Annotated in this window: 14 protein-coding genes; 2 read left to right on the top strand and 12 right to left on the bottom strand. The window is 61.4% G+C overall.

Annotated features, from left to right (window positions below; genetic code table 11):
* The first annotated feature begins 98 nt into the window (after nucleotides 1-98).
* A complete protein-coding gene (flgM, locus tag ACUUL3_RS12220) occupies nucleotides 99-401 on the top strand; it encodes a flagellar biosynthesis anti-sigma factor FlgM (protein WP_448551743.1) in 303 nt (100 codons plus the stop codon).
* A gap of 67 nt (nucleotides 402-468) precedes the next feature.
* On the opposite strand, the gene fliW is transcribed toward flgM, so the two are convergent.
* The 12 genes from fliW to ACUUL3_RS12160 all read right to left on the bottom strand — a co-directional run bounded on the left by fliW (nucleotide 469) and on the right by ACUUL3_RS12160 (nucleotide 13,699).
* A complete protein-coding gene (gene fliW, locus ACUUL3_RS12215; protein WP_448551741.1) occupies nucleotides 469-960 on the bottom strand; it encodes a flagellar assembly protein FliW in 492 nt (163 codons plus the stop codon).
* A 97-nt stretch (nucleotides 961-1,057) separates the two neighbouring features.
* On the bottom strand, nucleotides 1,058-1,324 hold the full coding sequence (gene csrA / locus ACUUL3_RS12210; RefSeq protein ID WP_448551740.1) for a carbon storage regulator CsrA: 267 nt from the start codon (nucleotides 1,322-1,324) through the stop codon (nucleotides 1,058-1,060).
* Nucleotides 1,325-1,418: 94 nt separating this feature from the next.
* Nucleotides 1,419-5,081, bottom strand: a complete 3,663-nt coding sequence (locus ACUUL3_RS12205) for a flagellin N-terminal helical domain-containing protein (protein ID WP_448551738.1) — start codon at nucleotides 5,079-5,081, stop codon at nucleotides 1,419-1,421.
* A gap of 9 nt (nucleotides 5,082-5,090) precedes the next feature.
* Nucleotides 5,091-7,958 carry a flagellar hook-associated protein FlgK gene (flgK, locus tag ACUUL3_RS12200; RefSeq protein WP_448551736.1) on the bottom strand — a complete coding sequence of 956 codons (2,868 nt, stop codon included), beginning with the start codon at nucleotides 7,956-7,958 and terminating at the stop codon, nucleotides 5,091-5,093.
* Between the two features lie 3 nt (nucleotides 7,959-7,961).
* Entirely contained in the window at nucleotides 7,962-8,462 is a 501-nt protein-coding gene (flgN, locus tag ACUUL3_RS12195) for a flagellar export chaperone FlgN (RefSeq protein ID WP_448551735.1), read from the bottom strand.
* A 12-nt stretch (nucleotides 8,463-8,474) separates the two neighbouring features.
* A complete protein-coding gene (locus ACUUL3_RS12190) occupies nucleotides 8,475-8,780 on the bottom strand; it encodes a rod-binding protein (protein ID WP_448551733.1) in 306 nt (101 codons plus the stop codon).
* Nucleotides 8,781-8,798: 18 nt separating this feature from the next.
* Entirely contained in the window at nucleotides 8,799-9,902 is a 1,104-nt protein-coding gene (locus ACUUL3_RS12185; protein ID WP_448551731.1) for a flagellar basal body P-ring protein FlgI, read from the bottom strand.
* A gap of 187 nt (nucleotides 9,903-10,089) precedes the next feature.
* The gene (locus ACUUL3_RS12180; protein ID WP_448551730.1) at nucleotides 10,090-10,800 is read right to left on the bottom strand and encodes a flagellar basal body L-ring protein FlgH; all 711 of its coding nucleotides are present in this window, start codon (nucleotides 10,798-10,800) and stop codon (nucleotides 10,090-10,092) included.
* 106 nt (nucleotides 10,801-10,906) lie between these two features.
* Nucleotides 10,907-11,635, bottom strand: a complete 729-nt coding sequence (gene flgA / locus ACUUL3_RS12175) for a flagellar basal body P-ring formation chaperone FlgA (RefSeq protein WP_448551728.1) — start codon at nucleotides 11,633-11,635, stop codon at nucleotides 10,907-10,909.
* Nucleotides 11,636-11,647: 12 nt separating this feature from the next.
* Entirely contained in the window at nucleotides 11,648-12,430 is a 783-nt protein-coding gene (gene flgG / locus ACUUL3_RS12170; protein WP_448551727.1) for a flagellar basal-body rod protein FlgG, read from the bottom strand.
* Nucleotides 12,431-12,469: 39 nt separating this feature from the next.
* Nucleotides 12,470-13,195: a flagellar basal-body rod protein FlgF gene (gene flgF, locus ACUUL3_RS12165; RefSeq protein WP_448551725.1), complete on the bottom strand. Its 726-nt coding sequence runs from the start codon at nucleotides 13,193-13,195 to the stop codon at nucleotides 12,470-12,472.
* Nucleotides 13,196-13,420: 225 nt separating this feature from the next.
* On the bottom strand, nucleotides 13,421-13,699 hold the full coding sequence (locus ACUUL3_RS12160) for an EscU/YscU/HrcU family type III secretion system export apparatus switch protein (RefSeq protein ID WP_448551723.1): 279 nt from the start codon (nucleotides 13,697-13,699) through the stop codon (nucleotides 13,421-13,423).
* Between the two features lie 104 nt (nucleotides 13,700-13,803).
* Between ACUUL3_RS12160 and sfsA the strand changes: the two genes are divergently transcribed.
* Nucleotides 13,804-14,499 (top strand): DNA/RNA nuclease SfsA, encoded by a 696-nt coding sequence (gene sfsA, locus ACUUL3_RS12155; RefSeq protein ID WP_448551721.1) that lies wholly within the window; start codon nucleotides 13,804-13,806, stop codon nucleotides 14,497-14,499.
* Nucleotides 14,500-14,598 lie beyond the last annotated feature (99 nt).

Here is a 14,598-nt window from a genome sequence, read left to right as displayed (position 1 = left end):
AGAATAATGCAGGTTTGTATGATGGAGCAGGGGGCTCCATCGGGCCTCGACTTCCAGGAGCGGCCGACGGCAACCTGTAGGGAAGACGGGAGTTGGTCATGAAACTATCAGGCATTTTTTCACCGGTAAAGACAGAGAAGGTTCAGGCCAAGAGATCTGAAGGTGTCGCCACCGCCAAGGCGGAGGCGGGCAAGGCCGCCGCCACCGATCGGGTGGAGCTTTCCGCCGGCTCCCTGGAAGTACAGAAGGCCAAGGATATTCTCGAGCAGACCCCGGAGGTTCGCGTGGACAAGGTTCAGGCTCTCAAAGAACAGATCGCTCGCGGCGAGTACACCGTTGATCCTTACAAGCTTGCCGACAAGATGATGGCGAGCCTGCTTTCCGAGAATCTGCTGGATTAGTTTTTCGCAGCCTTTCCTCCGGTGCAAGCCGTTCCCGCGTGCAGTTTCCCCTGCACGCTTTTTTTTGTTATTTTCCATTTGCCTCTTCTTCCGCGGCCTCCACGGCGAATACCGGCCAGCATGCATCATAGACGGTCGGGTCCTGCAGAACCTGTTTCGCCAACCTTTTCTGACTGTTGATCACCACCGGGCCAAGCAGGTTCGCCGTCATTTTCTGCGGATTGTCACGCGGAATGGTGAGGATGAGCAGGATCTCCAGCGGGGCGTTTTCCGCGGCGTCCAGCTCCTGGCGGATAAAGCCGGGGATAATCGGCTGGTATCGGGGCGCCAGGAGCAGCGCCTGGGTGACCACGAAGGCGAGCTTCGGATCATCGAGGGACTGGAGCCACATGAAAGGGGACTCTTCGCCGTGTGGCTTGAGAAGGAAACGCTTTGAGTCGGGAAAGCCCAGGAATGGAGAGGTCATGGTGATGATTTTTTCCGGCCGCACCCTCAGCTCGCCGAAGCGGCTCGTCATCACCCTCAGTTCTCCCTGGCGTGTTTCTTCTGTCTTGGTCATGGCTTGAACCATCCTTGTCCTCCCTGTGGGTTTGGCGATGGAGTCTGGTATCTGTTTTTTGTTCTTCGGGCCGGTTCCGCCCCTTCCGCCTGCGGCTTCAACCCTTGTCCGCGGGCGGGGTTTTCATCCGTGTCTTGTCTCCGCCGAAAACGGAAGCCAGGGAGGAGAGGTCGACCGGCGCCTCCTGGGCGGCCCGTTTGTTTTCCTCCACGATGCGGAGATAAATTTCTTCGCGATGCACCATGACATCGGCCGGGGCCTCCACTCCGATTTTGACTTGGCCGCCCTTGACTTCAAGCACCCTGACTTTTATCCCGTCGCCGATGGCAATGGCTTCTCCTGTCTTTCTGGCGAGTATGAGCATCTCCTGCCCTCCCTGGCTTGGCTGCTGGCGATTTTTTGCCCTTGACGTTCTTCCCTGAACGTATTCTCCCTGTTCGGCAAAGGCAAGACAAGCCTTATTTCAGGTAATCCACCAGGCTGAGCTGCATGGTTTTGGCTGCCGCGGACAGCGCCGCCTGGTAGGCGGTTTCCTTGGCCTTCAATTCCATCAGCGCCTGCACCAGATCGGTGTCTTCCTTTTCGGAAAGATTTTCCCGGGTGGCAAGCTCCAGCTTGCTGTAAATCTCCTGCTGGACAATGATCCGGTTGGCCCGGGCGCCGAAGTCCGATACCTGATTGGTCAGTGATTGCATCAGTTGGTCAAGCTCGGCAATGGATTGGCTGATGTTTGAAACCTGCATGTCTTCGGGCCTGAGCCCGGTGACCCGGAGGAAATTGCTGGTGTCATCGGCCAGGGCAAAGGTATAGCGGGCCGGGTCGCTGCTCTTGATCTCGATGTAGCCCGCTTCGGTCACGGCGGCGGAGAGGCCCGGCACGCCGTTGAGGCGCTGGGCAATATCCTCAACCGAATCCCTGGCCGGGTCGACGTTGATCTCCATGGTGCTGAAGAGCGTGGCCGGGCTTGCGTCGTGGCTCGTCACCGTGACCTTGAAGGAGCCGTTTTGCAGTTCGTCCGCAAGCTCAAGGCCGGTGTTGCCGCTGTCGAGCATGGCGGTGGCGTCGCTGGCCCGGTAGCCGCCGGTGGCAACGGTGTAGCCTTGCCCGAGGAAATATTCCTGCAGTTTGGCGAGAACACTGAAGATGGCGGTGTCCATGATCGCGGTTTCGCCGTTCTTGCCGACCTCGATGGTGCTCTTCTGGCCGACTTTGATGGCGAAATCATTGTCCCGATCCCCGGCATAGCGGACGTAGCCGCTTTCGTAATTGATTTTATTGACGAAAATTGTGCCGTCATCGGCCAGGTCGCCGCTTTGTCCGGTGGTCATTTCGCCGCCGGCAAGACCGAGGGCGGCAAAGCCTGTTTCGAAACTGGGGAGGGCGCCGACGGTTGCGGTATCGCTTTCCAGGAAAAATTCCTTTCCTCCCCAGAGGCGGATCTGGCCGAAGTAGACCTGATCCTGGGGGCCGCTCGCCCCGGTGAGCTGGGTTACTTTTTCGCCCAGGGCGGAGGTCTCGATGTGCAGGTTCCGGCCGTCCACGGCGGAGAGAATGAGCCGGCCGTTGCTGTCTCGCCCGGCCTTGACCCCGGTTGCTTCGCTTTTGGCGTTGATGGCATTGATGATGGCATTGCTGCCATCGCCGGAGGTTGTCGCGGTAACCTGGGAGAAGATGTCCACCCCGTTGATGATGAGGTCGCCCGCAGTGAGGTAGACCGGGGTCGAACCGTAATCGGTGCGGCCGGCCGGGTTGCTGGGATTCATGAGGGTGAAGGGCGCGTCGGAGGAAAAGGTCACTTTGCCGGTATTGTTGACGGCATCCGCCGCCACCGTGCCGTTGGTAAGGCCGATGCGGGTGGCCTCGTCGTTGCCGGGGGTGGTGTCGTCGATATTGGCGAGGACAATGGCGGTTTCGTCGCCGGGCATGGTGTTGTAGAGCACGATGGAATCGGTGACTCCGCCGTTGATGCCGTCGCCGACCACGGCGCTGACGTTTGTCTGCCCGGTCACGGCGTTGATGGCATCGACCACCTGCTGGGCGATCTCGGCCGCGGTGGTGCCCGTGGCATTGACCTTGACCGTAACCCCGTTCAGGTCAAAGGAGACCGTGCTGGTGCCGGCGCTGGGGTCGGCGGCGGTGTTGTTGACGGCCAGGGTGGTGATGTTGGCGGTGACCCCCGTGGCGCCGGACATGGAGTTGACAACATCCTTGAAGTTGGATGCCTTGCCGGTATTGAGGCCGTTGCTCACCGCGCCGGTGGTGATATCCACCGCGGTGAGAAAGCCGTTGATGGAGAGATCGCCCGCCAAGATGTCCTGACTGGTCGCCATCCAGGTCAGTTTTTCGGCCTCGGTGCCTGCCTGCACGGCCTGGGCCGCAGTGAGGGTCGCCGGGACAGTCTCGGCGGAAACTCCGGTTTCCGCTGTTTTGGCGTTGATTGCCGCGGCCTTGGCCGCCGCGGAGATGTCCTGGTAGACATCGGAAATTTTGTCTGCTTCGGTGGTGACTTCCATGCCGTTGATCTTCAGATCCCCAGCATTCAAGCGGGAGCCGTAGGCAAGGGCGCCATCGTCGGGGTTGTCGGCAAAGCCGATGTTGCCGCCGCCCAGGCCGAGAAGGTCGAGGATGTCGTCGGTGGGCACCGGCAGGCTGGCGGCACTGGTGGTGACGACAAAGGCGATGCTGGAGGAGTAGGAGACGCTGCCGGTGTTGTGGGTGGCGTCCACCGCCTGGTCGACATCGCCGAGGCCCGTGCTGCCGGGGCCGCTTTCCGTATAGCCGCTGATGGTGATATTGCTCTCGTCGCCGGCCATGGTGTTGCGGAGCACCACCGAGTCGGCGACGCCGCCGTTGCCGCCGGTGCCCCGCACCGCCGTGACGCCGGTAAGTTCGCTCATGCCGTTGATGGCCGCCACCGCGTCATCCGCGGCTGCGGTGGCGGTGCCGGCGGTGGTCGAATAGCTGACCGGAACGCCATTCAGGTAAAAGAACACGGAGTTGTTGCCCGCGGTGGCGGCCGCGCCGCTGCTGTGCAGGGTGGTGAGCTTTGCGGTCACGCCTTCTTCGCTGTCATTGTTGGTAAAGCCGGAGACGCTTTTCTCCGTTTCGTTCAGGCCGGTGATGGCAATGGGGGTGCCGTCGCCGGAGGCGGAATTCTTGAGGATGATGGCGTTGATGGCTCCACCGTTATTGCCGGTGCCGACGGTGGCGGTGACGCCGCTGTTGGGTTCGACGGCATTGATGGCCGCTGCGATGTCCAGGGCGACCTGGTCGGCGCTGCTGCCCGGCCCGCCGGTGGTGACGTCGACGAATTCGCCGTTCAGGTAAAAGGCGATCCGGGTGGCCGCGGCCGGATTGGTGGCCGGCCCGCCGGCGTAGGGGGAGGAAAGGCTGTCGGTGCTGCCGGTGAGTGAGAGGATCTGCTGGTCATTGACCGCCTGGGCCACATTCCAGGCGCCGGTCATGTTGAGGCCGTCGGTATCGCCTGCCGAGGTAAGGTCGATGTCGGCGCCCAGGATATCCACCAGATCGACATTGTTGATCAGCAGATCGCCGGTGCTGATATCGGCCGCGGCGCCGGCAGAGAGGATTGTCCCGGTCAGCCGGGTGTTGTTGCTGTCCGGCAGTCGGGAGCCGTTTGTAAAGTAGCCGTCCCGGGCGTCCTGGATAAAGGGGGTCGGTTCGCTGTCGGTATAGCCGGTGGTGCGGTAGCCGCCGAAGATGTACTTGCCGTTCACCGAGGTGTTGGCCAGGGTGATGGCCTCCTCGAAGAGCTGCTGCACCTCGGCGGCCGCGTTCCGCCTGGTGTCGGCGGTCATGGAACCGTTGACCAGCTGCAGGGCCAGAACCTTGGCCCGCATGGCGATTTCCTTCATCTGGGTCAGGGAATTTTCCGCGGCGCTGATGGCCTTGTCGCCGAACTGGAGGTTTTCCTGGTACTGGACGATTTCCGTGACGCTGGTGCGCAGGCCCAGGGCCGTCACCAGATTGACGGGATCCTCCGAGATCTTCGAGATCTGTTTTCCCGAGGAGATCTGCATGTTGATGCGGTTCATCTCCTCGGTGAGGTTATTGAGGTTGCCCAGGATGTTGTTGTGGATGGACTGCATGGTGATACGCATGGCAACCTCCTATTTTACGGAATCGAGCAGGGTGAGCAGCATCTCGTCCGACATGGTGATGAGGCGGGCCGCGGCCGTATAGGCATGCTGATACTTGACCAGATTGGCCATTTCCTCATCCAGGGAGACGCCGGAAACCGAATCGCGCATTTCGTTCATCTGGTTGCTCACCAGGGTGTTGAATTCAAAGGCCCTGTTGATGGTTCTCGTACCGTTGGCCACCTCGCCGACCAGGGCGTTGTAAAAGCCGTCCAGGGTGTTCTGGGTGCCGCCGGTAAAGGTGACATATTCGTAGTTCTGGATTTCCGTGATCTGCAGGCTGTTGGAATTGTCGCCCCGGAAAACCTGGCCGAGCGGGCCCACCAGGCCTGCGGCGAGACGATTGAGGTCGTCCGTCACCACGGAGTTCATGCCGATGCTCGCCGCGTCGCTGCCGCTGAAAAAGGTGTTGAGTCCGGCCACCTGGAGGAAATTGGAGGTGTCGTTGGCAAAGGCGAACTGGTGGCTCGCGTCCGGGGTCAGCCGCAGGCTGTTCAGCGAGTTGGAGGCGCGGACCCAGCCGCTGCTGTTGGTGGCAACCTCGATGCTTTTGTTGATGATGCTCACCACGTCGTCCAGGCTGTAGGCGCGTTCCAGGGAAACGGTCACCGGTTGCGGCATGGCCAGGGTGCCGTCGTTGTTGTAGATCCAGATGTCAAAGGAGCCGTTGTCCGTGTCCAGTTCGTCGAAATAATCGTAGCCGGGGAGCAGGGCGCCGGCGCCACCGTTTTCGTAGGAGAAGGTGAATTTGCCGTCGTTGGACACCGTGTCGCCCGCCACGCCGCCCACCTGGGCGGTGAAGTTTGAAAAGCCGAAGATGGTGCCGTCGCCGGCAACGGTGGTGAAGCCGTCCACCACGATGGGGGTGTTGTCGCCGGAGGTGACGTTCTCGAAGCGGATCTTGCCGTTGACCAGGCTTACTTCGACCGGGGCAGTGCCCGGGGCGTAGGCGGTGTCGATGGCGGTCTGCAGCTTGCTGATCATGGTGGCGGCGTTGTCCGCGGCAAGAACGCTGGCGGCAACCGCGGTGCCGTTCAGGTTGAAGGTGATGTCGGTGTCCACCCCCGCCGGGGTGGTCACCGTGTCGCCGCTGTAGAAGGTGGTGGTCTGGTTGCCGCCGCCCATGCCGAGCTGGGCCAGGGTGTAGTCGTTGGAACCCGCGTCAACCGTGAAGGTGGCGCTGGAGAAAATGGTGATCTCCCCGGTGTTGTGCGTGGCGTCGGCGTTGAAAGTCAGGGTGTTTTCGGGATCCGTGCCGGTGTCGAAGCCGGTATAATCGGTAATGGCGGTGATGACGTTGCCGAGACCGTCGGTCACCGTGATGTCGCTGAGGATGATATTGGCCTCGTCGCCGGAATTGATGTTTTTGAGCACGAGGGAGTTCAGGGCGCCGCCGTTGGTGCCGTCTCCGGTTACGGCCTCGATGGTGATCGGGTTGGTGGTGGTGGCGGCGGTATTGTATGCGGCAAGGTCGTTGTTGATTTCCGCGACGAGATTGGCGGCAAAACCGGCATCGTCGCCGACATCGCCCGCCACCACTGTATAGTCGATGGTGACGCCGTTGAGTTCGAAATTGATCACGTCGCCGGCGGTAAAGGCGGCAGTGTCCACGGCGCTGCCCGCCACCAGGGTGGTGAGCCGCGCCTCCACCCCTGCCTCGGCCTTGTTGATGGCGTCCACGGCATTGGCGGCCTTGGCCATGGCCAGGCCGTTCACCGCCGTGCCGCCGAGGATTTCCCCAACCTCCCGGTCGTTGATGGTGATGGTGCCGGTCGGAATGGTGACGGTGGCGGTGGAGGCGTCCACCGGGGTGGTGAGGCGCGCCACGTTTTTCGCCTGTTCGCTGCCGGTCAGGGTGTCGTCGAAGAGGATGAGGCCCACGCCCTGGGAATGCTGCTGGTTGATCTCCCTGATCAGGGAGTTGGCAAAGGCGTCCAGCCGGCCCAGGTAATTGTTCGGGTCGCCCTCGATGAGGTTGCCGCGCACTTCGAGCCAGCCGCCGATCTTGCCGCCCAGTTCGGCGTCGCCGCCCAGGGATTTTCGCACCTCATTGCCATTGATATCGCGGTTAACCCAGATGAGTTCGTTGTTTGCCCAGTCCACCCGCCAGGATTCCTGGCCGGCGACCAGGGTATGGCCATCGGCCAGCAGCACGGTGGTACCGCCGTTTTTATCTTCAAAATAGGAGATGTCGACCAGGTCGGAAAGATCCTTGAGCAGCACATCCCTTCGGTCGCGCAGGTCATTGGCCTCATGGCCGCCGGATTCCTGACCGGCGATCTGCACGTTCAGGGTGGCGATCTGCGAAACAATGGAGTTGACGTCTTCGATGGCCGTGTCCAGGCTGACGCCGATGTCGAATTTGGCCTGGGCCATTTCCGCGCTCATGGAGTGGAGCTGGTCCACGATCAGCTGGGCGGATTGCACCACCGACTGTCTGGTCGCCGGCAGTTCCGGATTGTCGGAGAGCGCTTGCCAGCTTGTCCAGAACTGGTTCATCAGGTCGTTGATGGCCAGGCCCGGCGCCTCGTTGAAGACGGTTTCCACCAGGCGCATGGATTCCTGCTGGGCCTGCAGGTTGCCCAGAAGGGACTGCTGGCTGATCAGGCGCTGCACCATGAACTGATCGTATTTCCTGAGAATCTCCGTGCCGGTCACGCCGCCGCCCAGCATGCCCGCGCCGACCGGGGTGGCCTGGTGGGTGCTCAGCTCCAGGCTCTGCCGGGTATAACCCGGGGTGTCGACGTTGGCGATGTTGTTCGAGGAGACCTGCACCGAGAGCTGGTGGGTGAGGAGAGCCTCCTTTGCTATGCTGAGGACGTGGGAGATGCCGGCCATTGTCTAAACCTCGCGACTGATGAAGGAAGGCTGATGCAGGGAGGGCTTGGCAAAGCCCTTGCCCCGGCCGTACATGGGCCGCTCGGCCACGGTGCTGGTGATGGTCGAAATGGCGTCGTTCAGGAAACGCCTGGTTTCCTCGCTGAAGCGTTTATTGACGATGTTTCTGGCGAGGATTTCCTCCCGCAGTTCCACGAGGCGCAGCCGATACTGCTCAAGGCTCCTTGCCTCCTCCGCGTCGAGCCGGGAACCGAGGGAACGCAATCTGATCACTGTATCCCCGGATGCGCCGGTGAAGGCGCGGGCGGATTCCTGGAGTCCGGCGTCCAGTGCCTGCAGCCGGGAAACCAGAGCCGCTTTTTTGCCGCTCAGGGAAAGGAGGGTCTGCATCTCCATCTTGACCAGGGCTTCTTTTTCCTGGCTGAGAATCCGCAGCATCTCCTCGGAGAGGAAGATTTCCTCTTTGAGAATTTCGTAAAATTTCGCGGGTAAGGTTTTGGCCATGAAGGTCACCGATTATTTATCGCGGAAGCTCGCGGATTGGGAAAGCTGGCGGTAAAGCATTTCCCCAAAGCCCATGCCCCTGCTGCCGGCCATGTGCTGGGCCAGCTGGTCGTCATGCATGGATTGAAAGATTTCTTCGCCATAGCCGCCGTCGAGCAGGCCGCCCTCGGGAACGCTTTCCCGGGCGATGGCCAGAATCTGTTTGAGCATGATCGCCTCAAAACCGGCGCAGGCCGCGCGCAACTTCCCCTCTTTGGCCATATCGGCAGAAAGGCTGTTTCCCTTGAGTCCTGAAGTTGCATCGCTGATTATATTCATGGGGCTTCTCCCGGTGGTTCAGATGATTTCAAGTTCCGCCTGCAAGGCGCCTGATGCCTTGATGGACTGGAAGATCGCGATCAGTTCCCGGGGGGCAACTCCCACCGAGTTCAGCGCCCGTACCACCTCGCCCAGGGTTACCCCTGATTGCAGGGTGACCAGCTTCTGGCCCGCGGCCACGGGGGCGAGAGCCTCCTGCGGGGCACCGGCCTGGGGCGGGGTGACCTGCAGGCTGAGGTTGCCATGGGAAAGGGCCAGTTGGCTGATCCGGACATTTTCGCCCATGACCACGGTGCCGGTGCGTTCATCCAGCACCACCCTGGCGGGCAGGTCCGGCGTAATTTCGAGATTTTCAATGGCCGCGAGCAGGGCGATCTCCTGATGCTGGTATTTCTCCGGCACCGTGACCTCCACGGTGGCCCCATCCCTGGCCGTGGCAAAGGGACCGCCCAGCAGGGTGTCGATGGCGGTCTTCATCAGGGAGACGGTGGTGAAGTCCGAGGCGTCGAGGCTGATGAAGATCTGTTCCTTGTCGGCAAAGCTCATGGGCACTTCCCGTTCCACCGAGGCCCCGCTCGGAATGCGGGCCACGGTGAGATGATTCTTCTGGCCGGGGGCGGCGGTGCCGGCCGCCAGGCCGCCCAGGCTGACAGCGCCCTGGGCAATGGCATAGACGTTGTTGTCCAGGCCCTTGAGGGGCGTGGGCAACAGGGTGCCGCCGACGAGGGAAGAGGCATCACCCATGGAGGAGAGCGTCACGTCGATGGTTTGTCCTGTCTTGGCAAAGGCGGGGAGCTTGGCCGTGACCATGACGCTGGCCACGTTTTTGACCTTGATGTTTTCCGCATCCACCTTGATCCCCAGGTTGTTCAGGATGTTGGTGAGTCCCTGGGTGGTGAAGGCGGCGTTGTTGCCGTCGCCGGTGCCGTTTAGGCCGACGACGATGCCGTAGCCGACCAGCTGGTTGCTGCGTACGCCCTTGACCGAGGCCAGGTCCTTGAGGCGCGCCGCTTGGGCGGGCGCATGGAAAAGGAGCAGGCCGGCCAGGAGGAGGCCGATGCCCAGCAGGCCGGCAAGGCGATGGCGGCGGTCTTTTTTCGGGGCTGACTTACAGGTCGTCATGGAAACTCCTCGGCAGTTTTTTCTCTCTTTCTCTGCGGGTGCCTTGTTGGCATAAAGAATAAAGCAAGCGGTGTGCCATTGGGTGCGTTGTTTTGTAATTTGTTGTTTTTGCTGCTTTTTATATTTTCAGACCTTGGCTGGCCGTCCGGGGGGCAGGAATATTTTTCCTAGCTCCCCGGCGGTTCTCTTAAAAAGGCCAGACGCTGTCCAGTGCCCTGGCCAGCCAGCCCGGCTGCTGTTTGTCGGCAAGAACCCCCTGGCCGCTGTATTCTATGCGGGCGTCGGCGACATGGGAGGAGAGAACCGAGTTGTCCTGGGCGACATCCACCGGCCGGACGATGCCGGAAAGGATGATGTGCTGGGTCTCGTTGTTGACCTTCACCTCCTGGTAGCCCCGGATGGAGAGGTTGCCGTCGCTGGTGATGTCGATGACCCGGGCGGAGATGGTGGCGGTGACGTTGCTTTTCCGGTTGGTCTTTGCCTTGCCTTCAAAGTCGTTGGTGAGCCGGGCCTGGATATCGGTGAGGGACGGGTTGTACCGACTGTTGCGGTCCGCCAGCCAGGTCTCGAAGCCGAACAGGCTGGCGATGCCGCCGGTGGCCGTGGAGGTGCGCTCGGTCTTGGTATTGGCCTCCTTGGTGCCGGTGGAGGTCTCCACGATGCGGACCAGGACGATATCCCCTATTTTTTTCGCCCGGCTGTCGGCATAGAGGTCCAGGCCGCTGCTGGCGGCATAGATGGTCCCCTCCGGTTTCGGTTCCGCGGGGCGTTGCGTTTCCGGCAAGGTGTAGCGTTCCGGCAATTGCTGGGCCTGCTGCTGCCCCATGCCGGCGCAGCCGGCAAGGGCGGAAAGCCCGAGCAAGAGGAGGAGGAAGGGGCTCCGGTTTTTTGTGCGCATTTTTTTCTCCTTTATGGTTGATGGCATGGCGCCAGGCGGACCGCCACCGGTTTTTGTCGAGGAACTCTTCATTTTCAGCCGCTTCGCCGATGCCCGAACGCCTCCGTCAGAATTCCGTTTCCACCACCCCGGCCCCGGCAACCCGGGCGTAGATTTCCCGGCGGCTCATCAGGTTTTTCACCTTGACCACCTCGCCGAGCGCGCCGGTGTTTTTTGCCTCTCCCGGCGCGGTGATCCGGACGGTTTTGGATTTGGCCATGATGGTCACCATCTCGCCGCGACTGACCAGGGGCGGCGCGTCAATGAGCTGGCTGTAGAGCACCGCTCCGGCGCGCAACGAGGTCTTCAACTTCTGGCCGAGCACCTGGGCCGGGTCGCGGACGATGCCGCTGTCCAGCATGGAGATGTCCTGCCTGACCACGGTGATGGCGTCTTCGGTGATGATCTCATTTCTGGCCAGCCGCTTGCTGGTGCAGACCACGTCGCTGTAAAGCTGCAGGTCGCCGTTCATCCTGACCTGGCCGGCATCGCGCCCGTCCGCCAGAAAGGTGACGAGTACGCTTTTTCGGCCGGGTTTGCCGTCGGCGGGTCGCTGATTGACCCGGTAGTCAAGATTGCCCGCCGGCAGGGTCAGATTGAAGGGGCGGGCAGTGAAGTTGGCGATCCTGGTATCCTCCGCCGGGAAGGGAGAATTTTCCAGAACAATGTTGCTGAAGATGGTTTCCAGTTCAGCCAGGCCGATGGTCGTGGTTTTCTCCGCCGCTCCCACGGGAAAAGGGAAAAACAGGCAGATCAGGAGGGCGACGAGGGGCAGCCACGCGGTTTTGCGCATCATCTCAGTCATCCTTTAACGAACCAGGGTGTTGGCCACCTCAAGGAGCTTGTCGGCGGTCTGCACGGACTTTGAGTTCACCTCGTAGGCCCGCTGGGTGATGATCATGTTGACCAGTTCCTCGGTGACATCCACGTTGGAAACCTCCATGAAGCGCTGGGAGATGGTGCCAAGACCCTCGCTGCCCGGGTTTGCCTCGGTGGGCGCGCCCGAGGCCTCGGTTTCCTTGAACAGATTTGAGCCGATGCTGCGCAGGCCGCCCGGATTGACGAAGCTGTGCAGGGTTACCTGGGTGGTGGCGAGGATCTGCTGCTGGGCGTCCTTGGCGGTGAGCATGCCGTTGGCGTTGATGTCGATGATGGTCGTTCCGTCGGGCACGGCAAATTCCGGTTGCAGGCGGTCGCCGTTCTGGGTGACGATGTAGCCGTCCGCGTCCAGGGTGAAGGCGCCGGCCCGGGTGAAATATTCCTCGCCGTCGCGGATGATCTTGAAAAAGCCGGCACCTTCGATGGCCCAGTCCAGCTCGTTGCCGGTTTCGGTGAGGCTGCCCTGGGTGAAGATCTTCTGCACCGAGGTGGGACGGACGCCCAGGCCCACCTGGATGCCGGAGGGCACCATGCCGCCGTCGGCGGTCTCGGTGCCCATGGCCCTGATTTCCTGGTAGTAGATGTCTTCGAACTGGGCCCGGCTTTTCTTGAAGCCGGCGGTGTTGACGTTGGCCAGGTTGTTGGCGATGGTGTCCAGTTGCAGCTGCTGGCCGTTCATGCCGGTGCGGCCTGAGTAGAGTGAGCGGATCATGGTCTTCCCCTTGTGTGGTCGTTGGCGGTGCCAGGGCGGTTAGCCGGCCAGGGTTCCGACCTTGCGTACCGCCAGGTCGTCCAGGTCGTCAACCGCCCGAATCATTTTCTGTTGTCCTTCGTAGGCCCGGTAGAGATCGATCATCTCCGTCATTTCCGTGACGGTGTTGACATTTGATTTTTCCACATAGCCCTGCTGAAGGACGAAGCGTTCCGGAACCTCTTCGGCGGCGCCTTCTTTCAGGCGGAAGAGGTTTTCGCCCTCCTTGACCAGTGCGTCCGGGGCTGCCGTGCCGATGGCGAGCTGGTCCACCTGGACGCCATCGACGAAGATGCGGCCATCCAGGCCGATATCGACCTTGTCGCCCTCAAGGGTGATGGGGCCGCCTTCGCCGAGGACCGGATAACCGTTGGGTGTGACCAGCTGCCCCAGGGCGTTGCGCTGAAAGTTGCCGGCCCGGGTGTAGCGGACGCCGGCGGCGGTCTCGATTTTGAAAAAACCGTCCCCGGTGATGGCGAGATCCAGGGGGTTGTCGGTTTTTTGAATCACCCCCTGCTGGTGCACGGTGTCAATGTTGAGGGCCTTGCCGACCCGTTGCCGGCTCCGGTTGACGTTGTAAAGCATCTCCCCGAAGGTGACTGTTTCCTTCTTGTAGCCAGGGGTGTCGACGTTCGCCAGGTTGTTGGTCACCTGATGCAGGCGCTGTTCCTGCGCCAGCAGGGTTTCGACGCTTTCCAGCATTCCGAGTCGATTGTGGATGAACATGGCATACCTCTTTTTGGTTTGTGACAGATGGGTATGCAATATGCGTGCCTGGGTGAGTGGGGTTGGCGGAATGCCCACGTTCCGGCGGTATTTCCTTGGGAAATGCTTATGGGAAAGGCTTTCCGGCGATGCGTTCCGTCGGGGGGGTATGGTGTCAAAAAAATGAACACGGGGCGGCGGCGGGTATATTTTTCCCAGGGGAAATCGGGGGAGGGCGCTTCGGGGTTACGAGCGGGTGTAGGATTCGTTGCCGCGGTAAATGAAGGCGAGAATCTCGGCCACCACGATGTAGGTGGCCGGCGGGATCTCCTGGTTGAGGTTCAGCTTGGCGAGTATTTCCACCAGATCGGTATCCTCGTGGATCGGGATGCCGTACTCCCGTGCCAGCTCAAGGATCTTCTCGGCGATTTCGCCCCCTCCCTTGGCGACGACCTTGGGGGCAGCGTCCTGCTCCTTGTCGTAGCGCAGGGCGACCGCTTTTTTCTGTGATCTATTCTCGGGCATCTTCGCGCAATTTATGGTTAATAGTGAACGGGATCAAGCGGGTGGTCCCTTTGTCGAGACAATCGTTTTCATTATACCCGGGAAAAGGTTTTCTGGTTCAAAAAATGAGATTTTCGCAATCCTTGCTCGCCGGGCGGCTTGTCCGTCGGTACAAGCGTTTTCTCGCCGACGTGGAGCTGGCGGACGGCAGTCTGCTCACCGTGCATTGTCCCAACTCCGGCAGCATGCTGGGCTGCCTGGCGCCGGGCAGCCCGGTGTTTGTCTCGCGGGCGGAAAACGTCAAGCGCAAATACGGCCACACCCTGGAGATGATCAGGGTGGGCGGGGCCTGGGTGGGGATAAACACCTCGCTGAGCAACAGGCTGGTGGGCGAGGCCATCGCCAACGGCGTGGTGGCGGAACTTGCCGGGATCGAAACGATCAGGCCGGAGGTGAAGGTCTCGCCGGAAAGCCGTCTTGATTTTCTCCTTGTCCGCGGCCAGGAGAAAATCTATGTGGAGGTGAAGAACTGCACCCTGGCGGAGGCCGGGGTTGCCCTGTTCCCCGATGCGGTTACCGTGCGGGGCAGCAGGCACCTCGGGGAGCTGGTCGCCCTGCGGCGGCAGGGGCACCGCGCCTGCGTGTTTTTCTGCGTGCAGCGGGAGGATGTCTCATCCTTCAGTCCGGCTGCGCGGATCGATCCCCACTATGCCCAAACCCTGCGGCAGGCGGCCGCCTCGGGCGTGGAGGTGCTTGCCTACCAGGCCCAGGTCGGCCCGGAAGAGATCCGTGTCGTCAGGGGGCTGCCCGTGCGTCTCTGAGCGGAGAGAGGCCCGATGGATGCAGCTTGCGCGGTATCGGCTGTCGCGGTTAGAGTAAAAAACGACGGCGGAAGAAATCTTCAGAGGATCAGGAATCGT

The organism is Thiovibrio sp. JS02, from assembly GCF_053485635.1.
The sequence above is the reverse complement of the archived record's forward strand: the minus strand, read 5'-3'. Positions and strand labels throughout refer to the sequence as shown.